We start from the raw sequence: 24,314 nt of genomic DNA, 5'->3' as shown, positions 1-24,314 counted from the left end.
TTTTATAAGTTTTACAGGAATTGTTTTTACTGCTTTCTTTTTTTATGAAGTCCTATTTTTTCACCAAGTTCTGATAAATTATTAAAATTAACTTGATACGAAAGACCAACTCCTTGTGTATATCCTTCTTCTTCAGTTGAATATTGCACTTCATTTTGTCTATTAAAAACAGTTCCTCTTAAACTACCTTTCTCATTTAACAACACCTCTACTTTTACCTCACCAACAATACTTGTTTGTGTATTTGCTCCTACAGGAACACCTACTTTTCCATTTACAAGAATACGATCACTTAACTGTGTAGAAACAGACACATCTACCTGGTCATCAGACTTTAAACTATTAACATCATCAATATTACCTCTATCACCTTGTACGTAACCTAGCCCTAATTTAAATTTACTATCCTCACTATTTAGCACATCTGTTAAAATACTTGATGCTATTTCAGATGCTGTTCCTCTTAAACCATTTGCGGCACTACTACCAATAGTTTCTTCATTATAAAAAGTACCAAAAGCTAGTAAAAATGAAAAATGCTGCATTTTTGTATTTAAATCATTTCCGTTTAAAATAAATTCTAACTCAGAAGCAACTGTTGAATTTGCTGTTGGAATTTTAATATCAAATTCTTGTTTTGAACTAAATAAACCTCCTGTAATTTTGGTGTATAAATCAATAGGGATTTTACGATTTGAATTAATATTATCTAATAATTGTGCAGGATTTGCTTTTGTTTTATAGATAGCAATTAAATCTAATTCCGCATCATATGGATTTCCATTCCAAGCTATTCTTCCACCTTTTTGAACAATAAATGGCTTTGATATTCCTGCATACTTAAAATTATATAAGCCTTTATCAATTTCAAAATCGCCATACATTTTAAATTTACCTAATGTATTGATATCTATTCTTAAATTTCCTTTACCACTTCCTTTTAACTCACTTCCCGAAACTTTATCAATTACAACTTGAGCAACTGCATCTTTAGTAACTTCTAAATTTATTTTTAAATCGAGTCCTTTTATATCTTTAATCGTTTTCTGACTATTTTCAATTGTTGATTTCCCTGTTTTAAAACGAATTAACTTATAATTATCTATTGTTTTTACATCGCTTAAAGGAATTACAAATAAAGTACCTTTGTTTGTTTTACCTTCAATAACAATATCTAAATTATTGGTAAGTCCTCTAATTTCAGCATTTCCATCTAAAAAACCAGTTCCGTAATAAGACGATTCTACAGTTTCTTCGGTATCTAATATTAATAAATTTTCGGTATCAATATCTAATTTCAAATACCAATCTTTAAAATTTTGATGCGCAACATATCCTGATAAAATTCCTTGTGTTTTATGTTTTGTATCCTCTAATATTACATTACCAAGCTTAAATTGTTGTTTATCTAAAGTGATATTTGTATCTCCTTTTAAATCAAAATCAACATTTAAATACGGAAAAGTTAAACCGGCTTCTTCCAAATTTAATACTCCTTGAAAATCAGGGTTTCCTAAAAAACCAGTTGCCTTAAAATTTCCAGTAACTTTTCCTCTAAGTTTATTTAAAACTTCTTTTCCTAAAGGACTAAAAGCCGCTAATTCATATTCTTTTAAAGAAACTTCTAAATCAAGAGTAGGTCTTACTTTTGAAAAATCTAAGCCACCAACAGCTGAAATACTCTTAGCTCTTTCATTAACTAATGAAAAGTTTACTTTATATTTTTCATAGGAATTATCTCCTGTAATATTCATTGTTAAATCTCCTTGAGGAAGTTCATTAATATGAAAATCATTTATTAATAAGTTTCCTTTCGGTACTATTTTTTTTCCCTGCTGCTCAACATCAACTACGCCGTTTAAACTTCCGTCTAAACTTAAATTATCTATCAGTGGTAAAAAGCTACCTAATTTTACTTTATTAAAATTAGCTTGTAAATCTTTATAAGTACTATCTCTAACAATCCCTTTAAATTCAATTTTTTGTTCGCCTGATTCAAATACAAAAGGACTTATTTTATAATTATTCTTTTTTAAATTGAATGCTACTTTGTGTTTTTTGTCAGATTTTTTATTTATCACCCAATCAAATCCTTTATAATTAAAAGTTGATTTTTGAATACCTATTACTGATTTTTGTAATTCGTTAATTGTATAATAAAAATCTAAGTTGAAACTTTCAGAATAGTTTTTACCTCCTTTAAATATCGATTTAAAATACAACGTATCATTTTTTATTCTGTTTAATAAATTTAATTTTTCAATATTATAATACGGTGTATTAACTTTACTTGCTGTTAAATGTGTGTTATATAACGGATTTTTAGTATCCATTCTGAATACAATGTTTTCTATAACACTTTTATAAATATCAACTTCTGGTGCCGAAAACTTCAATTTTAAGACATTTTTATCAGAATTAATTCTTCCTTTTAATATGGTATTTTTTCCGATAGCTATATCTGGTAAAAAAACATCAATAATTTTATTATAAATAGTAAAGTCAAAATCTAAAAACTGATTTGGAGCAACTTTATTTGGCAAGTAATTTTCATACTGACCTCCCAAAGCGTTTTGAGTTATTAGAATTAGTTCTTCAAAAGAAAATTTACCTTTTAAAGTTCCTTTAACAATATCATCAGAATCAACTTCTATCGTTTTAATCTCCTCTTTTACTGATGATTTTATTTCAAAATGTTTAAATAAATATGCTTTATTTTGATTTTTATATTCCAAGTTTTTAAAGGCTGCTGTACCTACAATATCATTAAATGTATTTCCTGATATATTTAAATTAATATTTCCTTTTAACTCTGCAATACTATCACGCGTAAAAAGATTCGTTTTTTTCAAATCGATTGCATCAATATTAGCGATAAAATCAAATTTATTTGTTGCTGATGAAAAATCTGCTAAACCTTCAAAATTAAGTTTAAAATTAGGATCTTTTGCATTTAAAACTCCATCAAATTTTTTATTTTGAAATTGACCATTAATATATAAATCCTTATAATTATAGGTATTGAATTCTAAATCAGTAACCTTTCCAATAACAATTGTATTTATATTTTCAAGATTAAAACCAGTACCATCTACATCAGCTTTTAATGATATTTTACCGAGTATAGGATTGTTTGAAAACACGCCTAAATCAAAATTAATAAGCTCCAATTCGCCTACATAATTTGCCTGATCAATATTATCAATATTTGTTAATTGCAAATCAGAAATAGTTGTTCCTATTTCTGATTTTACCGAAATAGTTGCATCCATTTGATCGGGAGTAACTCTTACAATTCCTTTAAGAGTAAAATCACCAAGTCTTTGAAATTCTGATGGCAAGGTCTTTCCTAATAAATTAGGCAACACACTTTTTAATTGAAAATAATTTGCGGTAACATTTTTAAAATCGGCATCAAAAACAAAACCTCTTTCTTTTTTAATGGCATTTACAAAACCCATATCACCAATAAGTTTCATTCCTTTTCTAGAATACAGCCGAACATTATTTACGCTAAAATTATTTAACACACCGTTCATATCTCCTCTAAAATAAAGCATATCATTACCGCTTAATTCTTGGTATAATTTACTGATATCTTTAATTGAAACAGCACTTTTTAATAACTTTGCTTTAAACTTTACTTTATCATTAAAATTGACAAAATCTTCTCGATTATATGTTAATTTAATATCCCCTTTTATTTTTGATTTATTATCTGTTTCTAAAACGGTGCAATCAAAATTCATATATGTCTTTGTGTACACAAAATCGGTAGACATATTGGTTATATTGATTCCTCTATTTTCAGTAAAACTCATTTCTCTCATCTTTAGAGAAACATTAGGTCCTGTAATTGAAAAATCTAATAAATCACCACTTGCTTTATACGCCCCAAATTGAAGCGATTCTTTTTTATTATCATCAAAAAGCTTAAAAGTTAAATTTTCGATAGCAATTTTATCACTTTTTAAAACAAAAATATTTGCTAAACTATCTTTTGGAGTACCGCTATCAAAACTCTTGATAAAAATAGACATATTATCATCTTCTTCTCCTTTATATTTTTTCATATTAAAATAAGCACCACTTAAAGAAGCTTCGCCTAAATTAACATTATTATCTATAATACGTTTAGCATTTAATAATGAAGTGCTTAAATTTTGAACAAAAATAAGTGTATCTTTATGATGATCTCTAATTTCAATTTCCTTTAATTGAACACTTCCTAACCAAGATAAATCAATTCTTTTTACAAGAATATTTGTATTATATTCTTTGTTTAACCAATTTGTTGTACGTCCTGCAATTTTACTTTGTACAACAGGTAATGATAGCAAAATAATAAGCAAGATTATCCCAAGTAACACGTACTTTAATAACCTATACAGTATAGTTCCTAGTTTTTTAATAATGTGTATTTTGATAAAATTACAAACAAATGTAATCAGCTAACTGCAAAAATGTCGCCTTATTTTAAAGAAATATCAATTTTAACGAAAATGTAACACAATAACGATATTTTTGCATTTTAATACATTGAAACATTGAGTACAGAAAACAGCTACATTTTAGGTATAGAAAGCTCTTGTGATGACACAAGCGCTTCCGTAATTTACAACGGAAAAGTAATTAGCAACGTGGTTGCAAATCAAGAAATACATGCTAAATATGGAGGTGTTGTTCCTGAATTAGCTTCAAGAGCGCATCAACAAAATATAGTTCCTGTAGTACAACAAGCCATTGAACAAGCTAGTATTACAAAAAATGATTTAAGCGCCATAGCCTTTACACGTGGTCCTGGATTAATGGGTTCTTTATTAGTTGGTACTTCTTTTGCTAAATCTTTTGCTTTAGGTTTAAATATTCCACTAATTGCCGTAAATCATATGCAAGGACATATTTTAGCTCATTTTATTGAAGATGAAGATGCTAAAATTCCGCCGTTTCCATTTGTTTGTTTAACCATTAGTGGCGGACACACACAAATTGTTAAAGTTACCAATCATTTTGAAATGGAAATTTTAGGCGAAACTATTGATGATGCCGTTGGTGAAGCTTTTGATAAATCAGCAAAAATATTAGGATTACCTTATCCTGGAGGCCCTTTAGTTGATAAATATGCACAATTAGGAAATCCGAAAGCTTTTCAGTTTACCAAACCAAAAGTAGGTGATTTACAATTTAGTTTCAGCGGATTAAAAACAGGAATCTTGCGTTTTATTCAAAAGAATGTAAAAGAAAATCCTGATTTTATTAAAGAAAATTTACATGATATTTGTGCTTCAATTCAATATACTATTATTGAAATATTGATGGATAAATTAAAAAATACCGTTAAACAAACCGATATAAAACACATTGCTATTGCTGGAGGAGTTTCTGCAAATTCTGAAATTAGAAAACGTTTAGCCTTAGCCGAAAAACATTGGGGATGGACAACTTACATTCCAAAGTTTGAATACACAACCGATAATGCTGCAATGATTGCAATTGCTGGGTATTTAAAATATAAAAATAACGATTTTTCTGATATTTCAATTACATCAAAAGCTCGTTTAAAAGTTACCGAATAACTATTTTAAATCATATTTATTTACAAAAAACACCGTTAAAATTATTTAACGGTGTTTTTTGTTTATTTTTTTCTGATAAATAAAATTCTAAAACTTAACTCAAATTTCTAGCCCCGATTGAAGCAATTGTTTGAGCTCTTTTTTATTTTTTTCTTTTGAAAAATAAAAAAAGCGAGTGCGGAAAGCGGGAAATTGCTTCTAAAAATAATTTTATAAATCAATTTCTTTTAATGCTTTTATATTATTTCGTTCTAAGAAAACATCAATAGTTTCGAAATGTTCAATAACGCGTTGTTCTTTAAATTCAAATACTTTTTCTGATAATCCTTGTAAGAAATCACGGTCGTGAGAAACCAAAATTAACGTTCCATCGAAATGCAATAATGCTTCTTTAATAACATCTTTCGAGCGTAAATCTAAATGATTTGTTGGTTCATCTAAAATTAACACATTTACAGGTTCTAATAATAATTTAACCATTGCCAAACGTGTTTTTTCTCCTCCTGAAAGCACTTTTACTTTCTTTTCGATATCATCACCAGCAAACATAAAGCGCCCTAAAATATTTTTTATTTGCGTTCGTACATCTCCTTCTGCAACCTCATCTACTGTTTGAAAAACGGTTAATTCTGGGTCTAATAATGAAGCCTGATTTTGAGCAAAATATCCAACTTTGGCATTGTGACCTAAACCGCATTCGCCTTCAAAATCAATTTCGCCCATAATGGCTTTTATCATGGTTGATTTCCCTTCTCCGTTACGCCCTACAAACGATACTTTTTCACCACGAGCTATTGAAAAACTTGCATCTTTAAAAACGGTTAAATCGCCATATTTTTTGGTTAAGTTTTCTACTTTTACAGGATAATCTCCAGAACGTGGCGATGGTGGAAAACGTAATTTTAATGATGTTGTATCAACTTCATCAATTTCAATCGGCACAATTTTTTCTAACATTCGAACACGTGATGCTACTTGATTTGTTTTTGAATATGTTCCTTTAAAACGTTCGATAAATCCTTTAATATCTTCAATCGTTTTTTGTTGTTCTTGATACGCTTTTATTTGATGTGAACGGCGTTCTTTTCGTAATTCTAAATAATGAGAATACTTCGCTTTATAATCGTGAATTGTACCCATAGTAACCTCAATGGTTCTATTGGTTATGTTATCAATAAAAGCTTTATCACGTGATATTACCACTACCGCCTTGGCTTTGTTTAGTAAAAAATTTTCTAACCAAATTACCGACTCTATATCTACGTGATTTGTTGGCTCATCTAATAAAATTAAATCGGGTTTTTGCAGTAAAATTTTAGCCAATTCGATACGCATACGCCAACCTCCACTAAATTCTGATGTTAACCTATCAAAATCTTCTTGCTTAAAACCTAATCCTTTTAAGGCTTTTTCTACTTCTGCTTCGTAATTTATATCTTCTAAAGCATAAAAAGTTTCTCCTAAATCGGTGACACGTTCAATAATTTTCATATATGCCTCCGACTCATAATCTGTACGAGTTTCTAGCTCTTTATTTAAGTGTTCCATTTCGGATTTCATCTTAAAAACAGCGTCGAATGCTTTGGATGCTTCTTCTCTTACCGTACAATTATCCTCCATTAATAAATGCTGTGGTAAATAAGCAATTACAGTATCTTTCGGACTTCTAACACCTCCTTTAGTAGCTTTTGAAACTCCTGCCATAATTTTCATCATGGTCGATTTCCCTGCACCATTTTTTCCCATTAAGGCTATTTTATCGTTTTCATTTATTACAAACGATACGTCTTTAAACAACGTTTTCCCACTAAATTCAACAGCTAATTGATCTACAGTAATCACGTATATATATTTTGAATTGCGAAAATACTAATTTTGTTAATTACAGATTTTCTTTTTGATACAAATCAAAATCAATTTCATTAATGCAGTATTTTAAACAATAATTCTTTTAAAATATCCGAAGATGATTGATTCGCTCCTACTCCTTTACTTTTAATATCTGCTTCTCGTAAAAAACCGATTATTTGAGATACTTTTCTCATCGGATATTTTTTTCCTGCCGAACTATAATCATCCACAAAATAAGGATTTACACCCAAAACTTTAGCCACATTACCTTTCGATTTATCTTTTAAACCGTGATACATTAATAATTGTGTAAAAAAACTATTCAATAATGAAATAGTCATTACTAACGGATTATTTTTAGGATTTTGTGTAAAATAATTAATAATTCTATTTGCTTTTACAATTTCTTTTTGACCGATTGCTTTTCGCAATTCAAAATTGTTAAAATCTTTCGAAATACCAATATTTTCTTCAATATGTTTATCTGTAATAATGGTTTCTTTTGATAAAACAGCAGTCAATTTATCTAATTCATTCGATATTTTACTCAAATCTGTTCCTAAAAACTCCACTAACATCTGAGATGCTTTTGGTTCAATATTATATTTTCTTCCGCCTAAAACTTTACGAATCCAATCTGCAACTTGATTCTCATATAGTTTTTTACTATCGTAAATTAAGCCATTTTTAGCAATCGCTTTATAAGTTTTTTTACGCTTATCTAACTTCTTATATTTATAATTAAAAACTAATACGGTACTTAATTGCGGATTTTCGGCATAAGCTTCAAGTTTATCAATACTACGAACTAAATCTTGTGCTTCTTTTACAATAATCACCTGCTTTTCTGCCATCATCGGATAGCGTTTTGCTGATGCTATAATTTCATCAATAGTAACATCTCTTCCATACATTACCACTTGATTAAAGCCTTTTTCAGATTCATCAAGTACGTTTTTTTCGATATATTCAGAGATTTTATCAATATAATAAGGTTCATCACCCATTAAAAAATATATAGGTTTTATATTCCCTTTTTTTATATCGGATACGATAGTTTTAATTTCGTTCATTTTCTTATTTTTGAAGCATGCAAAAATTGAATCTTCCTACCTACAAATTCAGGCTCAAAAGTAACGAAAATAAGACGCTTATTTTTGATAATTTAAGAAAAAAATACTTAGTCTTAACTCCTGAAGAATGGGTTCGTCAACATTTTGTGCAGTTTTTAATTGAAGAAAAAAAATATCCTGTTACTTTAATTGCTCTTGAAAAACAATTGACTATAAACAACCTAAAAAAACGAACAGATATTGTTATTTTTTCTTCGGATGGAACACCGAATATTATAGTAGAATGTAAAGCTCCAAAAATTAAAATTGCTCAAGATACTTTTGACCAAATTGCACGTTATAACTTAAAGTTAAATGCTAATTATCTAATTGTTACCAACGGATTAGAGCATTATTTTTGTCAGCTTGATAAAGAAAACGAAACCTATGTTTTTTTAAAAGATATTCCTGATTATAAATAATAAATAATTGATAAATTCGCAATTATGAAAACAGCAGTCGTTATATTAAATTGGAATGGTAAAAAATTATTAGAGCAGTTCTTACCTAGTATTGTAAATTTTAGTATAAATCAGGCTGAAATTTATGTTGCTGATAATGCTTCTTCTGATGCTTCTATCTCTTTTATCAAACAAAATTTCCCTACCGTTAAAATAGTAGAAAATAGTACTAACGGCGGTTATGCTAAAGGATATAACGATGCTTTACAACATATTAATGCCGATATTTATTGTTTAGTAAATTCTGATATTGAGGTTACTAAAAACTGGCTTACACCTATTTTAGATACTTTTAAAAAAGAAGAAAATACGGCAATTATTCAGCCTAAAATTTTAGATTTCAAAGATAAAACTAAATTTGAATATGCAGGTGCTGGCGGTGGCTTTATCGATTTATACGGTTATCCATATTGTCGTGGACGTATTTTTAATAACTTAGAAACCGATAACGGACAATTTAACGATACTACCGAAATTTTTTGGGCTTCTGGAGCTTGCTTTTTTATTCGTTCAAAAGTATATCATCAACTAGGTGGTTTTGATGAAGATTATTTTGCACATCAAGAAGAAATAGATTTATGTTGGCGAGCAAAAAACAAAAATTTCACAATTAAATATGTAGGAAATTCAACTGTTTATCATGTTGGCGGTGCAACTTTACAGGCAATAAATCCGCAGAAAACCTTTTTAAATTTCAGGAATAGCTTATTAAATATCGTTAAAAATGTACCTACCAAATTGGTCTTCTTTGTGATTTTTTCTCGCTTAGTCTTAGATGGAATTGCAGGACTTAAATTCTTACTTGAACTTAAACCCAAACATACTATTGCTATTTTAAAAGCTCATTTTAGTTTTTATGCAAACTTTATTAAGTTTTTAGGAAAAAGAAATAAACTTAATAAAAAAGATAATTACAATAAACACACCTCTATTATTTGGCAATATTATGCTTTAGGCAGAAAGAAATTTAACGAATTAAAATAACTTTATTATTACAAAATATCTAAACTTCCTTTACCTTCTCTTATTACTTCAGGAGAATCAGTAGTTAAATCTATTACTGTTGATGCATAGTTATCACCATAACCACCATCAATAACAATGTCAACAATATTTTGCCATTTTTCAAAAATTAATTCAGGGTCTGTGGTGTATTCTATTACCTCATCTTCATCATGAATAGACGTTGAAACAATTGGATTTCCTAAAGCCTCTACAATAGTTTGTGCTATTATATTATCAGGAATACGAATACCTATTGTTTTACGCTTTTTAAAGGCTTTTGGTAACGAAGTACTTCCTGGTAAAATAAAAGTATAAGGACCTGGTAAAGCTCTTTTTAATATTTTAAATGTTGAAGAATCTATTTGTTTTACATAATCAGACAAATGACTTAAGTTATTACAAATAAATGAAAAGTTAGATTTTTCTAGCTTCACTCCTTTTATTTTCGCGATTTTTTCTAATGCTTTTGTATTGGTAATATCACAACCTAATCCATAAACAGTATCTGTTGGATAAATTATTAATCCGCCATTTTGTAAAACTTTTACAATTTTAGCAATTTCTTTGGGATTCGGATTGTCGTTATATAGTTTTATAAATTGTGCCATATCTTAAAGATAGTATTTTATCTTCAAATTTAACTATTTTCTTTGAAAGAATACCTTATTGATTATCATCAATAAAAAGAAATATTATTATTAAAATTTAATATAGAAAAAATAAAAAAGGCAATTTATTTTTAAATAAATTGCCTTTTTTTGATATTAAAAATTATCAAAATCGAAATCATCAATATTTTCGAAACTTGTAAACTGATCATTAAATTCAGCATCAAATTCATCATCTAAATCTCCTTCTTCTTCGGTAGCTATAAATTCTTTTTGAGGTGCTTCATCAGGAATTTCACCAACAGTTAAAATTATTTTGGTATCTTTAACAACTTCATCCGATTGTTCTACAACTTCTACATAGAATGTCCACATTTGTAAAAAATCATATACATAAATCAATTTATCATTTATACTTGGTAAGGTTTCTTTTATAACACAAGTACTCATTGACGGTTCACTTCCATCTTCAGACATATCAAATAAAGGAATTTCCTCTCCCTGATTCCAATCTTCATCTGTTCGGTAAAAAGAAGCCATTTCTTGCCCATTAAAACCAAATGATTTTGCGATATCTGAATGCAAATCTTCTAAGTTTTTTGCTTCATTAACCACAAGGGTTCTAATTACATCTTTTTTAGTATCTAATATTACACGTACTTTATACATTCTATCATTTTTTGTCGCTACAAAAATACGTATTTTTGAATTATAATTTAAATAAAATGGATATACAACAATCTTTAACAATACTTAATAGTTACAATAAAGATACATTAATGGAAACTCTTAAAATTGAGTTCATTGACGTAGGTACTGATTTTATAACGGCTAAAATGCCTGTAAATTCAAGAGTACATCAACCTCATGGTATTTTACATGGTGGTGCTACTGCTGCTCTAGCCGAAACTGTTGGTAGTTGTGCTTCTGCTTTTTTTTTAAAGGATAACTCTAAAATTATCAAAGGAATTGAGCTAAGTATTAATCATATAAAAAGCAAAAAAAATGGAACTATTTTTGCTACAGCCAAAGCGATTCATCAAGGAAGAACTACGCATTTATGGGAAGTTAAAATTATTGATGAAAAAGATATTTTAATTTCTCTATGTAAAATAACAAATATTGTTTTAGATAAAAAATAAGTTTTTTAACAGCAATTATAAAATAAATTTAGATTGAATATATTTTCAAAAATAGAAAAATCACTAGAAAATAAACTTCCTTTTGTAGTATATCGAAAACCTAATTCGATAACATTAAACGGATGGTTTCAAAAGAACGACAAACTACATATTTCTACTAATTATACAGAAAGCGGTTTTATTTTTGCACCTTTTGATGATAAAAATATTGCGGTTTTACTTCCTGAAGAAGATGTTATTTTCGAGCAAGAAGAAATTAATATAGTAACTAACTTTATCAAAAAAAATGCTATATCTATTGATTACTCATCAGAAAAAAACATGTAGAATTAGTTAAAAAAGGAATTAAAGCTATTGAATCAGGTTTATTCAAAAAAGTTATTTTATCAAGAAAAGAAAAAGTTTCTTTATCGAATTTTAATGCAATAGCAGTTTTTAAAAATTTGCTTGCAAATTATCATACTGCTTTTACTTATATATGGTTTCATCCAAAAGTTGGAATGTGGCTAGGCGCAACACCTGAAACTTTAGTAAAAATTAAAGATGATAACTTTAAAACAATGTCTTTAGCTGGTACACAAGTTTTTAACGGAACAACAAACGTAACTTGGCAACCTAAAGAAATTGAAGAACAACAATTTGTTACCGATTATATAACTGATAAACTTTCAAAAATATGCAATCACCTTGAAAAAGGAACTGTACAAACCAGTAAAGCAGGGAATTTATTACACTTAAAAACGTTAATTTCAGGAAAAATAACAACTAAAAATGCGACTTTAATAAAAAAATTACACCCTACCCCTGCTGTATGTGGTCTACCTTTAGAAGCTTCAAAAGAATTTATTTTGAAAAATGAAGATTATGACAGAGGATATTACACTGGTTTTTTAGGAGAACTAAATTTAAAAGTTGAAAATAAAAATACATCAGAACTTTTTGTAAACTTACGATGTATGGAAATTAAAAATAATTCAGCTATACTTTTTATTGGTGGTGGAATTACTAAAGAAAGTAATCCGAAAAGCGAATGGCAAGAAACAGTTGCCAAAACATCAACTATGAAAAATGTTTTATCCTAAAAAATTTAATAAAAAGTAAAAAGCATTAACTCTTAAATAGTTAATGCTTTTATGTGTAAATTGAATTTGAATTGATTTTTTTGCAATAACTTAAACTAGTAGTTTTAATTATTCTTAACAGTTTATCATCTGCTTAAATATCGTCAAAAGAAACGTTTGTGAAGTTTTCTGTAGAAATTAACTCCTCTACTATTTCTTCACCTTCTTCTTTTTTATAATCTTTTTGGTGACGTTCACTAATTACTTCTGAACCTTTTTCGTTTACAATAAAATCTGTTGCTTTATTTAGCATTTCTTTAAAGTCAGAAAAATCTTCTTTGTATAAGTAAATTTTATGTTTTTGATAATGAAAAGAACCATCATCATGTGTAAATTTTTTACTTTCAGTTACTGTTAAATAATAGTCATCTGCTTTTGTAGATCTTACATCAAAAAAGTAGGTTCTTCTTCCTGCTCTTAAAACTTGTGAAAAAATTTCTTCTTGTTCTACTCTCTCTCTCTCACTCATAGTTCGTTTCTTTAAATAATAATTTTTTACCTAAAATTGCTCAACAAATCTAATAAAATAATTGACTTGGCAATACAAATCGTTAAATTTCTTTTTCTAAAATTTGTTGTTTATAAAGCTCTTTATAATATCCATTTATTTTTATTAACTGATTATGAGACCCTTGCTGAATAACTTTACCAGCATCTAATACAATTATTTTATCAGCATTCTTAACTGATGAAACTCTATGGCTAATTATGATTGTTGTTTTATTATTAGACACACGCTCTAAATTTAACAGTATTTTTTGCTCTGTTTCTGTATCAACAGCCGATAAACAATCATCAAAAATTAATATTTTAGGATTCTTTATAATTGCTCTAGCAATGGCAGTTCTTTGCTTTTGTCCTCCAGATAAAGTTACACCTCTTTCACCTAAAATAGTTTGATAACCATTTTTAAAGTTTATAATATTATCATGAATTACCGCATTTTTTGATGCTTCAATAATTTCTTGTTCAGTGGCATTTTCTTTTCCAAATTTAATATTATTCTGAATCGTATCAGAAAACAAAAAAGGATCTTGAGGAACAAAACCAATTTGATTTCTTACATCATATAAATTACATTCTTTAATATTTTTTCCATCGATTAAAACAACTCCTTTAGTAGCATCATATAATCGAGAAATTAAATTTATAATCGTTGATTTACCACTTCCTGTTGTTCCTAAAATAGCTAAAGTTTCTCCTTTTTCTATAACTAAATTTACTTTTTTCAATGCTGTAATATTAGTATCATCATAAGTTAAATAAACATCTTTAAATTCAATTTTACCTATTATTTCGGTAGCTGTATTGGTGTTATTTTGCACTTCAGGAACTTGCTCTAAAAATTCATTAATTCGTTTTTGCGAAGCTTCGGCTTGTTGCACTGTCGAAGTTACCCAACCAACTACAGCTACTGGCCAAGTAAGAATATTTACATACATTACAAACGCTCCGATTGCCCCTAATTGGATTTCGCCAGCAATATATTGTTGCCCTCCAATGTATAATACAATAATATTGCTAATTCCTATTAATAAAATCATTAACGGAAAAAATAATGCTTGAACTTTATGTAATTCAATATTTTTCTCTTTGCTTTTATCTGCTATTTCATCAAAAGAAGCTATTACTTCTGATTCTATGGCGTAAGATTTAACAACATTAATCCCTGAAAAAAACTCTTGATTAAAGGTTGTTAATTTTGATAAATATTGTTGAACAACGGTACTTCGTTTATTTATTTGCTTGCTTAGTACAAAAATAGATATCGATAAAATTGGAAACGGTATCATAGTATATAAAGTCAACTTTGGAGAAATAGCATACATTTGGCTAAACCCGATAATTAACGAAATTATCATATTTAAAGTGTACATAATTGCAGGACCAAAATACATACGCACCTTAGAAACATCCTCACTTATACGGTTCATTAAATCACCTGTTCTATTTTTTTTGTAAAAATTAGTAGATAATCGTTGATATTGCTGATAAATTTCATTTTTTAAATCAAATTCAATCATTCGCGACATTACAATAATGGTTTGTCGCATAAAAAAAGTGAAAAATCCACCCAATAAAGTAACTCCAATAATGAGCATTATATTTTTAAATAAAACAGTTTTTACTTCGGATAAATCTGTTATTTTCCCTAGTTGATAATCCTCTACAACATTTAATGAATTCCCTACAAAATCAGGGATTTTAAGTGTCAAAATTTTTGCCAATATCGTAATTACGATTCCTAAAAATAATCTCCATTTATATTTTATAAAGTATTTATTAAGATATTTTAATGATTTCAAAGTGAAAAAGTATTTTGGGGTTAACAGTTTTAATCTAACAAACGTTTTTATTGTAGATAATGTAATTTACATATCTATTTTTGCCTACCTTTTAATGATTCCCTATTTTTGTATTCAACTTTTTGAGGTTTTTAAAACATCCTTAAAATTAAAAGCAAAACAAATGACATCAGAAATCATTGATATTAAAGACCTTAAAAATGACCCAGTATTTGGTCAATTATCTTTTGACAATCACGAACAAATCGTTTTTTGTAATGACGAAGATACAGGTTTAAAAGCAATAATTGGTATTCATAATACAACATTAGGACCTGCTTTAGGAGGTACTAGAATGTGGCAATATAAAAGTGAATGGGAAGCTCTTAACGACGTATTACGTTTATCTCGTGGTATGACCTATAAATCAGCTATTACAGGATTAAACCTTGGTGGTGGTAAAGCAGTAATTATAGGAGATGCAAAAACTCAAAAAAACGATGCTTTAATGCGTAAGTTTGGAGAATATGTAAATTCTTTAGGAGGAAAATACCTTACCGCAGAAGATATTGGTATGGAAACTCGTGATATGGATATTATTCGTGAAGTAACGCCACACGTAACAGGTGTTTCTGAAGCTATTGGTGGTTCAGGAAACCCATCTCCTGTAACTGCTTACGGAGTTTATATGGGAATGAAAGCTGCGGCTAAATATCGTTTTGGATCAGATAATTTAGCTGGTAAAAAAGTGTTAGTTCAAGGTGTTGGACACGTTGGTGAAACTTTAGTAAAACATATTAGTGATGAAGGTGCACAAGTAATTTTAAATGATATTAACGAAGTTCGTTTAGAAGAATTAAGTAAAAAATACGGTGCTAATGTTATTTTAGGAAATGATATTTACGGTTTAGATGTTGATATTTATGCTCCATGTGCCTTAGGTGCTACCTTAAATGACCAAAGTATTGCGCAGTTAAAAGCCAAAGTTGTTGCTGGTGCAGCTAACAATCAATTAGCTGATGAGTTAAAACATGGTAAATTATTAAGAGAAAAAGGAATTGCTTACGCTCCTGACTTCTTAATTAATGCTGGTGGAATAATTAATGTTTACGCCGAAGTTGCTGGTTACGACAAGGCTGAAAGCCTAAAAAGAACCGAAAACATCTATAATACTACCCTAGATATTTTCAACTTAGCAGACAAAGAAAGTATTACAACACATCAAGCTGCTTTTAATATTGCACAAGCTAGAATCGATGCTCGTAAAAAAGAACAAAATAACTAGTTAAAAAACAAAAAAGTTTTATTTTTGCAGAGCGATAGAAATACTTTCTATCGCTCTTTTTTTTAAAAGTTCTTTAAAATGATTAACAGAAGACATATTCGAGTTAAAGTAATGCAGTCGGTTTATGCAATGCAACAATCGCACAGTGATAATATAGTAAAAGAAGAGAAGTTCTTAAAAGACAGCATTGATAAAATGTATGACTTGTATGTTCTTAATCTTCAACTATTAATTCAAGTTCAGAAATTAGCTAACAAGCGAATAGTACTTTCTAAAAAGAAAATACTTGCAACTAAAGAAGATTTAAACCCGAATACTAAATTTACTGATAATAAAGTTATCAATAAATTAAGTGAAAGTACTAGTTTAAATGCATATGTTGAGCTTAATGAACTTAATTACTGGGAACTTGACAATGAATATGTAAGAATTATTTTAGATGAATTAATAAAAAGTGAACTGTATGAAAAGTACATGAACACTACTGATGATTCATACCATATAGATAACGCTTTCGTTATTGCTTTTTTCAAAGAAATTATTGCGCCTAATGAAAAATTAGCAGATTATTTTGAAGATAAAATGATTTCTTGGGTTGATGATATTCCTTTTGTAAATACTTGGATTGTTAAATCATTAAACAAACAAAAAGAACAAAACCCGTTTATATTAGGAAGCTTATATAAAGATAGTGAAGATAAACAATTTGTATCTAAATTATTTACAAAAACGGTTTTACATCAGCATACCTACGAAGAAGATATCATTGAAAAAACACCTAACTGGGAGGCAGATAGAATTGCAGATATTGACATGATTATTATTAAAATGTCTATTACTGAATTTTTACATTTTCCGTCAATTCCTAGTAGAGTAAGTATTAATGAATATATCGAAGTAGCGAAGGACTACTCGACCAATAAAAGTGGCTATTTTATCAATGGTGTTTTAGATAAATTATCAAAAGATTATTTAGCATCAGACAAGATGGTTAAAATTGGTAGAGGTTTATTGTAAAAAATTATTATTTTTACCAAAACAATTTAAAATATTTTAACATGAAGAAAATAGCAATAGCAATTGCATTTGTTCTTTCAACAGGAATGTTAGTTTCTTGTGGACAAAACAATGCAGCATCTAAAGTAAAAAAAGAAAACGTAGAAAGTGCTGAAAAAAGAGATGTCTCTATTAGCAAAGGAACTGCTTCTATTTCTTTTGATAAAGAAGAGCATAATTTCGGAACTGTTAACGAAGGTGATGTTGTAAAAACTACTTTTGTTGTAACAAACACTGGTAAAACCGATTTAGTAATTACAAACGCAAAAGCTAGTTGTGGTTGTACAGTGCCTGTATGGCCGAAAGAAGCAATTGCTCCTGGAAAAACTGGAGAAATACAAGTAAGCTTTAACACCAACGGAAAACCTAATAAACAATCTAAATCAATAACTTTAACAACTAATACTGAAAAAGGTAGAGAAGTTGTTAAAATTACGGGTATGGTAACTCCTAAAAAGAAAACAGTATAATGTTTACAACAATTTTTTTACAAGCAAGTACGCAAGAAAGCATTATGAATATGCTTCCTTTTGTAGCAATGATTGGTGTTTTTTATTTCTTAATTATTCGTCCGCAAATGAAGCGTCAGAAAAATGAAAAGAAATTTCAAACTACTGTTCAAAAAGGAATTAAAGTAGTTACAAGTAGTGGTATTCATGGTAAAATTGTTGAAATCAACGATACTGACAATACAATTACAATAGAAACTGGTGCTGGTAAAATTAAGTTTGAACGCTCAGCTATTTCAATGGAGTTAAGTAAAAAATATAATACAGAGGTTAAATAATAACATCAGTATTTATTATAAAAAAGAGCGCTAATTAGCGCTCTTTTTTTGTTTTTTATGTAGATTGCAGTATATTAAATAATTTGAAAAAAAAAATAACATACCTAAAACCTTTTTTGGTTTTTTATCAGCATCTGTACTTTTTTGGCTACTAATAAATCTATCCAAAGAATACACTACTGAAATAAAAATGGAAACGATATATACAAATATCGCTATCCAAAAAATAGTTATTGACACTCCTATTAAAAATATTACACTCCTAGTAAAAGGAACTGGTTTTAAATTAATCACTAGTGGTTTTACAACATCTAAACTAACATTAAATTTAAAAAAGGCTACTCAAAAAAAAGCTACTGACTATTATTTTACCACTAAAAAACTACACAAAAAAGTACAACTAAAATTAAATTCGGGTATTGAATTAATCAAAATTCAAAGAGATACTATTCCATTAAAAATGGGAACATTACAATCAAAAAAAGTTCCTTTAAAAACAAATTTAGAACTCACCTTTCAACTCGGTCATGATTTAGCTACGCCAATAAAAATAACACCTAGTCATGTTTTAATTTCAGGAGAAGCTTCTTTAATCGATAAAATTACTAGTTTAAATTTAAAAAAAATAAAACTAGAAAACATCTCTGAAAGTACTACGCTTAAAGCAACTATTGAAATACCTAAAAAACTAAGGATAGAAACTTCTTCTGCTAAAATAAATATCATTGTCGATAAATTTACAGAAGGAGAAATAGAAATACCGATATCAATAAAAAATGCACCAAAAAATATAAATATATTTCCTAAAAAAGTGAAAATAATTTATAAAGTAGGTTTAAAAAATTTCAATAAAATTAACGCAAATTTATTTAAGATAGAATGTGATTATAAACAAGTAATAATGAATGGAACAACCTATTTAACGCCTAAGTTAATGAAGTTTCCAGATTCAATTACTCTTATAAGAATTGTTCCCCAAAAAATAGATTTTTTAATACATAAATAATGGTTATAGGTTTAACAGGTGGTATTGGTAGTGGAAAATCTACTGTTATAAGAATGTTTTCTAAATTTAAAAATAATGCTATTTATATTGCTGATGATGAAGCTAAAAAACTAATGAATTCTTCAGATGAAATTAAGACTAAATTAATTTCAGAATTTGGAAAGGAAGTATATATTAACGATGTACTTAATAAACCATATTTAGCAAATATTGTTTTTAATGATAAAGAAAAATTAGCAATTTTAAATACTATTGTTCATCCTGTAGTAAACGACCATTTGCAAAAATTCATACTTAAAAACAAAGACAAAGCTTATGTTTTATACGAAAATGCAATACTTTTTGAAAACGGGAGTAATTCTTTTTGTGATAAAATAATAACAGTAACAGCTCCTGAAAAAATTAGAATTGAACGTGTTTTAAAAAGAGATGCTTCAACAATTGATGCTGTTAAAAGTCGTATTCAAAATCAATGGAATCAAAATAAAAAAGCAATACAATCTAATTATATTATTGAAAATACAACTCTTTCCAAAACAGAAAAAAAATTGCCGATATTCATACTATTTTAACAAAAAAAAGAATAATTCCTCTTTTATAAATAATCTTTGTTAAATTTATCTTAATTTCACAGAAACTTAGTTAATATAAGTTAAAAGCAACATCACCTTCATTTTATTAATTTATTTTTGAATAATGAGTAAGAAAATCTTTATTCTTATTGTTGTTTTAATGAGTATTTCTTTAATAGGAATTATATCTGTTCAAGTTTATTGGATAAAAGATGCAGTAAGAAATAAACAACAACAATTTGACAACAATATTAAAATTGCATTAGCAAGAACCTCTGAAAGGATTAAGGATAGAGAGTACGCTGATTTTTTTCAAAATAACCAAGAATTTCTTAAAGATAAAAAATTTGTTTCTGATGCAGAAATAACCACTTATTTATTTCAACAAATAGATACTACCAATAAAAGAAAATTCACATTTGGAACAACTATTTTAGGAGAAAGCATAAAAATGCCTGGTGATTTTATTAACAATGATTCTATTATTATTAAACGCTATTCAGGAAAACAAGATTTTTATTTTTCCCAAATAATGAAATCATCTAATAAAGATTTTACTCCTTTTACTAAAGAAAGTAGTGTTTCACGATTTAAAACATATCCAAAATTTAATAAGCAACTAATTGAAAATGTACTTCGTGAAAGAAAAATACGCTATCCTATTAATGAAAGAATTAGTAACAAAGAGCTAAATTTCACAATAAAAGAAGAGTTAGCCAAAATGAATATTACACAAAATTTTAAATATGGTGTGTATGAAGATGGATTAGCTACTCAATTAAAATCTGGTTATTTCAACATACAGCCAAACGATGCAAACTATCCATTATTAGCAGATGATAATGGTATTAGTAAGTATAAACTATATATCAAATTTCCTAATGAACAAAAAAAAATATTATCAGAAATATTTAAAGTTTTAGGGCTTTCATTATTATTTATAGTTATTATTATTGCTGCTTTTGCAACATCATTATATCAGTTAATTCGTCAGAAAAAAATATCTGAAATAAAAACAGACTTTATTAATAATATGACGCACGAGTTTAAAACACCTATTGCAACAATAAATTTAGCTTTAGATGCTATTAAAAACCCACAAATAATATCAGATCAAGAAAAAGTAAAACGCTATGTAAAAATGATTCGTGAAGAAAATAAACGAATGCACGGACAGGTAGAGAATGTTTTAAGAATTTCGAGATTAGAAAAAAATCAGATTGAAATTAGTAAAGATGCTACTGATATGCACGATACTATTGAGGAAGCTATTGAACACATTCAATTATTGGTAGATGATAAAAAAGGAACTGTAAACGCACATTACGAAGCAATATCAACAGAAGTTCTTGGAAATCAATTTCATTTAACTAATATTATTGTCAATATATTAGAGAATGCTTTAAAATATTCAGAGGATACACCTAAAATTGATATTTACACCGAAAGCACCAATAAATACTTTATTTTCAAAGTAAAAGACGAAGGTATTGGAATGAGTAGAAATGCTCAGAAATATATTTTTGATAAGTTTTATAGAGAACATAACGGAAACATACACAACGTAAAAGGGCGTGGTTTAGGATTGGCCTATGTTAAAGAAATAATAGATAGCCATCATGGCTTAATTTATGTTGAGAGTGAAAAAGGTAAAGGAAGCTTGTTTACAGTGAAATTACCATTAATATAAAAATAAAAAAATGGGAAGCAAAAAAATATTATTAGTAGAAGATGATCCAAACTTTGGAACAGTTCTTAAAGATTATTTAGCATTAAATGACTACAATGTTACACTTGCAAAAGATGGTATTGATGGTTTAATTATGTTTAAAAATGGCGAATACGATTTATGTATTTTAGATGTAATGATGCCTCGTAAAGATGGGTTTTCATTAGCATTAGATATACGTGCAACCAATAAAGAAGTGCCTATTATATTTTTAACTGCTAAGACATTAAAAGAAGATGTTTTAAGAGGTTACCAAGTTGGGGCAGATGATTATTTAAATAAACCTTTTGATTCAGAAGTTTTATTACATAAAATAAAAGCTATTTTACAACGTAAAGAAAGCGAAAGTTCTAGTGAATCTGATGAGTTTGAATTTAAAATTGGTGGATTCGAATTTAACTCTAAATTACGTCACCTTTCACTTAACGGTGCTGAAGCTCAAAAACTTTCTCCAAAAGAAAGTAAATTATTAAGAATGTTAGCAATGCATAAAAATGATTTAATGCCTCGTGAGCTAGCCTTAACAAAAATTTGGAGAGATGACAATTACTTTACATCTAGAAGTATGGATGTGTATATCGCTAAACTTAGAAAATACTTAAAAGAAGATGAAAATGTTGAAATCATCAATATTCATGGTGAAGGATTCAGATTATTAGAAAAAGTATAAACAGTTTTCTAATAAATAAATTATTTAATAAAGACTTCCTTTTCCCAGGGAGTCTTTTTTATTTTCAATAAATGTAACAATAATTATATTTAGTCGTCAAATACTTATAATCAACAAAATATAAAAACTTGGAAACAATTTTATCAATAAAAAATCTCGATAAGAAATATGGTAAAGTTCATGCCGTAAATAACTTATCTTTTGATATTCAAAAAGGAAATGTTTATGGAATTCTTGGACCTAACGGAAGCGGAAAATCGACAACTTTAGGTATTGTATTAAATGTTGTTAACAAAAATTCGGGTAACTTTAGTTGGTTTAATGGTAAATTATCTACTCATGAAGCTTTAAAAAAAGTAGGTGCTATTATAGAGCGTCCTAACTTTTATCCATATATGACAGCTGTTCAAAATTTACAGTTGATTTGTAAAATAAAAGGGATTTCATCTAATAAAATTGAAGAAAAATTAAAAATAGTAAATCTTTTTGATAGACGAAAAAGTAAATTCAATACCTATTCTTTAGGTATGAAACAGCGTTTAGCAATTGCTTCGGCATTATTAAATGATCCTGAAATATTAATTTTAGACGAACCTACAAATGGTTTAGATCCGCAAGGAATTCATGAAATTCGTCAAATAATTAAAGATATCGCCAAAAACGGAACTACTATTTTACTAGCTTCTCACCTACTTGATGAAGTTGAAAAAGTTTGTACTCATGTTCTTATTATAAGAAATGGTATAAAACTATATAGTGGTAAAGTTGATGAATTAACTACTACCAGAGGTTTTTTCGAACTAAGTAGCGAAAATAATAATGAGTTAATAAAATTACTAGACAATCACCCTTGTATCGGAAATATTAAAAAAGAAAATGACATTTTAATTGCGCAATTAACATCTGATTTATCATCATCAGAAATAAATAAATTTCTTTTTAAAAATAACGTAATACTTTCACATTTAGTAAAACGTAAGCCTAGTTTAGAACAACAATTTTTAGATTTAACCAGCAACAACTAACACCTCCATTATGTTTCGACTTTTAAGTATAGAACTTCATAAATTAAAATATAACAAAGCTAGTAAAGTACTTTCAATTATCTATTTTGCATTGTTAACATCTGTAGCCTTAATAGCTGCTGTTAAGTTTGATCTTGGTCCTATTAAATTTCATTTAGCCGATCAAGGTATTTTTAATTTCCCTTATATATGGCATTTTAACACTTACATTGCTGCTATTTTTAAATTCTTTTTACTACTTGTAATTGTTTCTATGATGACTAATGAATACAGTTATCAAACATTAAAACAAAACCTAATTGATGGCTTAAGTAAAAAAGAATTTATACTTTCTAAATTTTACACAGTAATTGTTTTTTCTTTAATATCAACTATTTTTGTTTTTATTGTATCATTAATTCTTGGTAGTATTTATTCAGATTTTAATGAAATTTCTATCATTTTAACCGATTTAAGTTATCTACTTGCTTTTTTCACTAAACTTTTAGGTTTCTTTTCTTTTGGATTATTTTTAGGAATATTAATTAAACGATCGGCATTTGCAGTAGCAACAATGATTGTTTGGTTTATTATAGAAAATATGGTAAAAGGTTATTTATACTGGGTATTTAAAGATTTAAAAACAAGTACTGATGAAGCTGTTAATTCTATTATGCAATTTTTTCCACTAGAAGCAATGGCTAATTTAATCAAAGAACCTTTTTCTAGACTAGGAGCTGTTAAATCTGTAGCTAATCAAATAGGTGCTAATTTTACAAAAAATTATGAGGTAAGTTTTTTAAATATTATTATTGTATTAGCTTGGACTTTTATTTTCATCTATGCTTCATATATTTTATTAAAAAGAAGAGATTTATAAATATAATTACCTGTCTTTATTTAAGATTTACAACGAATAATTCCTTTACTAACTATCAGATAATCAAATTAATTATTAACTTAAAAATAGTTATATATAAAATCACTATTTTTATAAAAGTTATATACCTTTATAGACACTTATTAAAAAATAATTTAAACTAA

Annotated in this window: 23 protein-coding genes; 16 read left to right on the top strand and 7 right to left on the bottom strand. The window is 27.7% G+C overall.

Annotated elements, in window-relative coordinates; all coding sequences use genetic code 11:
* Positions 1-26: 26 nt before the first annotated feature.
* Positions 27-4,340, bottom strand: coding sequence for a translocation/assembly module TamB domain-containing protein (locus tag PG913_RS04295; RefSeq protein WP_271231771.1), 4,314 nt, complete (start codon positions 4,338-4,340; stop codon positions 27-29).
* 207 nt (positions 4,341-4,547) lie between these two features.
* Here PG913_RS04295 and tsaD point away from each other — a divergent pair, with 207 nt between their 5' ends.
* Complete coding sequence (gene tsaD, locus PG913_RS04290) at positions 4,548-5,576, top strand: tRNA (adenosine(37)-N6)-threonylcarbamoyltransferase complex transferase subunit TsaD (RefSeq protein ID WP_271231770.1); 1,029 nt, start codon at positions 4,548-4,550, stop codon at positions 5,574-5,576.
* A gap of 210 nt (positions 5,577-5,786) precedes the next feature.
* Here tsaD and PG913_RS04285 read toward each other — a convergent pair whose 3' ends face one another.
* Positions 5,787-7,418 (bottom strand): ABC-F family ATP-binding cassette domain-containing protein, encoded by a 1,632-nt coding sequence (locus PG913_RS04285; RefSeq protein WP_271231769.1) that lies wholly within the window; start codon positions 7,416-7,418, stop codon positions 5,787-5,789.
* A gap of 80 nt (positions 7,419-7,498) precedes the next feature.
* On the bottom strand, positions 7,499-8,500 hold the full coding sequence (gene holA / locus PG913_RS04280; RefSeq protein ID WP_271231768.1) for a DNA polymerase III subunit delta: 1,002 nt from the start codon (positions 8,498-8,500) through the stop codon (positions 7,499-7,501).
* 17 nt (positions 8,501-8,517) lie between these two features.
* Between holA and PG913_RS04275 the strand changes: the two genes are divergently transcribed.
* Together PG913_RS04275 and PG913_RS04270 are read left to right on the top strand one after the other, a co-directional pair.
* Positions 8,518-8,961 carry a type I restriction enzyme HsdR N-terminal domain-containing protein gene (locus PG913_RS04275; protein ID WP_101903589.1) on the top strand — a complete coding sequence of 148 codons (444 nt, stop codon included), beginning with the start codon at positions 8,518-8,520 and terminating at the stop codon, positions 8,959-8,961.
* Between the two features lie 24 nt (positions 8,962-8,985).
* On the top strand, positions 8,986-9,984 hold the full coding sequence (locus PG913_RS04270) for a glycosyltransferase family 2 protein (RefSeq protein WP_271231767.1): 999 nt from the start codon (positions 8,986-8,988) through the stop codon (positions 9,982-9,984).
* Between the two features lie 8 nt (positions 9,985-9,992).
* On the opposite strand, the gene PG913_RS04265 is transcribed toward PG913_RS04270, so the two are convergent.
* Complete coding sequence (locus PG913_RS04265) at positions 9,993-10,613, bottom strand: L-threonylcarbamoyladenylate synthase (RefSeq protein ID WP_271231766.1); 621 nt, start codon at positions 10,611-10,613, stop codon at positions 9,993-9,995.
* Between the two features lie 156 nt (positions 10,614-10,769).
* Entirely contained in the window at positions 10,770-11,282 is a 513-nt protein-coding gene (locus PG913_RS04260) for an IS1096 element passenger TnpR family protein (RefSeq protein ID WP_271231765.1), read from the bottom strand.
* Positions 11,283-11,338: 56 nt separating this feature from the next.
* Between PG913_RS04260 and PG913_RS04255 the strand changes: the two genes are divergently transcribed.
* Genes PG913_RS04255 through PG913_RS04250 form a run of 3 tightly spaced genes read left to right on the top strand, consistent with a single transcriptional unit; the run spans position 11,339 to position 12,837 of the window.
* On the top strand, positions 11,339-11,755 hold the full coding sequence (locus tag PG913_RS04255) for a PaaI family thioesterase (protein WP_271231764.1): 417 nt from the start codon (positions 11,339-11,341) through the stop codon (positions 11,753-11,755).
* Between the two features lie 33 nt (positions 11,756-11,788).
* Positions 11,789-12,082: a hypothetical protein gene (locus PG913_RS12890; protein ID WP_333780793.1), complete on the top strand. Its 294-nt coding sequence runs from the start codon at positions 11,789-11,791 to the stop codon at positions 12,080-12,082.
* Positions 12,064-12,837: an isochorismate synthase gene (locus tag PG913_RS04250; RefSeq protein ID WP_333780811.1), complete on the top strand. Its 774-nt coding sequence runs from the start codon at positions 12,064-12,066 to the stop codon at positions 12,835-12,837. The genes PG913_RS12890 and PG913_RS04250 overlap by 19 nt, the downstream gene beginning before the upstream one ends.
* A gap of 133 nt (positions 12,838-12,970) precedes the next feature.
* Here the strand turns inward: PG913_RS04250 and PG913_RS04245 are convergent, their stop codons facing one another.
* Both PG913_RS04245 and PG913_RS04240 read right to left on the bottom strand, forming a co-directional pair.
* A complete protein-coding gene (locus PG913_RS04245) occupies positions 12,971-13,345 on the bottom strand; it encodes a PUR family DNA/RNA-binding protein (RefSeq protein ID WP_271231763.1) in 375 nt (124 codons plus the stop codon).
* 82 nt (positions 13,346-13,427) lie between these two features.
* Positions 13,428-15,182 (bottom strand): ABC transporter ATP-binding protein, encoded by a 1,755-nt coding sequence (locus tag PG913_RS04240; RefSeq protein ID WP_271231762.1) that lies wholly within the window; start codon positions 15,180-15,182, stop codon positions 13,428-13,430.
* 163 nt (positions 15,183-15,345) lie between these two features.
* Between PG913_RS04240 and PG913_RS04235 the strand changes: the two genes are divergently transcribed.
* From PG913_RS04235 to PG913_RS04190, 10 genes are all read left to right on the top strand, one after another.
* Positions 15,346-16,446: a Glu/Leu/Phe/Val family dehydrogenase gene (locus PG913_RS04235; RefSeq protein WP_271231761.1), complete on the top strand. Its 1,101-nt coding sequence runs from the start codon at positions 15,346-15,348 to the stop codon at positions 16,444-16,446.
* A gap of 78 nt (positions 16,447-16,524) precedes the next feature.
* Positions 16,525-17,463, top strand: coding sequence for a transcription antitermination factor NusB (gene nusB, locus PG913_RS04230; protein ID WP_271231760.1), 939 nt, complete (start codon positions 16,525-16,527; stop codon positions 17,461-17,463).
* A 41-nt stretch (positions 17,464-17,504) separates the two neighbouring features.
* A complete protein-coding gene (locus PG913_RS04225; RefSeq protein ID WP_271231759.1) occupies positions 17,505-17,972 on the top strand; it encodes a DUF1573 domain-containing protein in 468 nt (155 codons plus the stop codon).
* On the top strand, positions 17,972-18,289 hold the full coding sequence (gene yajC / locus PG913_RS04220; protein WP_271231758.1) for a preprotein translocase subunit YajC: 318 nt from the start codon (positions 17,972-17,974) through the stop codon (positions 18,287-18,289). The genes PG913_RS04225 and yajC overlap by 1 nt, the downstream gene beginning before the upstream one ends.
* A gap of 190 nt (positions 18,290-18,479) precedes the next feature.
* Positions 18,480-19,295 (top strand): CdaR family protein, encoded by an 816-nt coding sequence (locus PG913_RS04215; RefSeq protein ID WP_271231757.1) that lies wholly within the window; start codon positions 18,480-18,482, stop codon positions 19,293-19,295.
* A complete protein-coding gene (coaE, locus tag PG913_RS04210; protein ID WP_271231756.1) occupies positions 19,295-19,867 on the top strand; it encodes a dephospho-CoA kinase in 573 nt (190 codons plus the stop codon). The genes PG913_RS04215 and coaE overlap by 1 nt, the downstream gene beginning before the upstream one ends.
* 124 nt (positions 19,868-19,991) lie before the next feature.
* Complete coding sequence (locus tag PG913_RS04205) at positions 19,992-21,557, top strand: sensor histidine kinase (RefSeq protein ID WP_271231755.1); 1,566 nt, start codon at positions 19,992-19,994, stop codon at positions 21,555-21,557.
* A gap of 10 nt (positions 21,558-21,567) precedes the next feature.
* The gene (locus tag PG913_RS04200; protein ID WP_271231754.1) at positions 21,568-22,266 is read left to right on the top strand and encodes a response regulator transcription factor; all 699 of its coding nucleotides are present in this window, start codon (positions 21,568-21,570) and stop codon (positions 22,264-22,266) included.
* A 128-nt stretch (positions 22,267-22,394) separates the two neighbouring features.
* Positions 22,395-23,291, top strand: a complete 897-nt coding sequence (locus tag PG913_RS04195) for an ABC transporter ATP-binding protein (RefSeq protein WP_271231753.1) — start codon at positions 22,395-22,397, stop codon at positions 23,289-23,291.
* A 10-nt stretch (positions 23,292-23,301) separates the two neighbouring features.
* Entirely contained in the window at positions 23,302-24,150 is an 849-nt protein-coding gene (locus tag PG913_RS04190; RefSeq protein WP_271231752.1) for an ABC transporter permease, read from the top strand.
* The last annotated feature ends 164 nt before the right edge of the window (positions 24,151-24,314 follow it).

The sequence above is a fragment of the Tenacibaculum pacificus genome (genome assembly GCF_027941775.1).
GTDB lineage: Bacteria > Bacteroidota > Bacteroidia > Flavobacteriales > Flavobacteriaceae > Polaribacter > Polaribacter pacificus_A.
The sequence above is the reverse complement of the archived record's forward strand: the minus strand, read 5'-3'. Positions and strand labels throughout refer to the sequence as shown.

Excerpts from the sequence above, each read along its gene's own strand:
- holA (WP_271231768.1), bottom strand. The coding sequence starts at position 8,500 with ATGAACGAAATTAAAACTATCGTATCCGATATAAAAAAAGGGAATATA.
- PG913_RS04245 (WP_271231763.1), bottom strand. The coding sequence starts at position 13,345 with ATGAGTGAGAGAGAGAGAGTAGAACAAGAAGAAATTTTTTCACAAGTT.
- PG913_RS04205 (WP_271231755.1), top strand. The coding sequence starts at position 19,992 with ATGAGTAAGAAAATCTTTATTCTTATTGTTGTTTTAATGAGTATTTCT.
- PG913_RS04270 (WP_271231767.1), top strand. The coding sequence starts at position 8,986 with ATGAAAACAGCAGTCGTTATATTAAATTGGAATGGTAAAAAATTATTA.
- PG913_RS04225 (WP_271231759.1), top strand. The coding sequence starts at position 17,505 with ATGAAGAAAATAGCAATAGCAATTGCATTTGTTCTTTCAACAGGAATG.
- PG913_RS04260 (WP_271231765.1), bottom strand. The coding sequence starts at position 11,282 with ATGTATAAAGTACGTGTAATATTAGATACTAAAAAAGATGTAATTAGA.
- PG913_RS04265 (WP_271231766.1), bottom strand. The coding sequence starts at position 10,613 with ATGGCACAATTTATAAAACTATATAACGACAATCCGAATCCCAAAGAA.
- PG913_RS04200 (WP_271231754.1), top strand. The coding sequence starts at position 21,568 with ATGGGAAGCAAAAAAATATTATTAGTAGAAGATGATCCAAACTTTGGA.
- PG913_RS04190 (WP_271231752.1), top strand. The coding sequence starts at position 23,302 with ATGTTTCGACTTTTAAGTATAGAACTTCATAAATTAAAATATAACAAA.
- PG913_RS04215 (WP_271231757.1), top strand. The coding sequence starts at position 18,480 with ATGGAAACGATATATACAAATATCGCTATCCAAAAAATAGTTATTGAC.
- yajC (WP_271231758.1), top strand. The coding sequence starts at position 17,972 with ATGTTTACAACAATTTTTTTACAAGCAAGTACGCAAGAAAGCATTATG.
- PG913_RS04255 (WP_271231764.1), top strand. The coding sequence starts at position 11,339 with ATGGATATACAACAATCTTTAACAATACTTAATAGTTACAATAAAGAT.
- PG913_RS04275 (WP_101903589.1), top strand. The coding sequence starts at position 8,518 with ATGCAAAAATTGAATCTTCCTACCTACAAATTCAGGCTCAAAAGTAAC.
- coaE (WP_271231756.1), top strand. The coding sequence starts at position 19,295 with ATGGTTATAGGTTTAACAGGTGGTATTGGTAGTGGAAAATCTACTGTT.
- PG913_RS04235 (WP_271231761.1), top strand. The coding sequence starts at position 15,346 with ATGACATCAGAAATCATTGATATTAAAGACCTTAAAAATGACCCAGTA.
- nusB (WP_271231760.1), top strand. The coding sequence starts at position 16,525 with ATGATTAACAGAAGACATATTCGAGTTAAAGTAATGCAGTCGGTTTAT.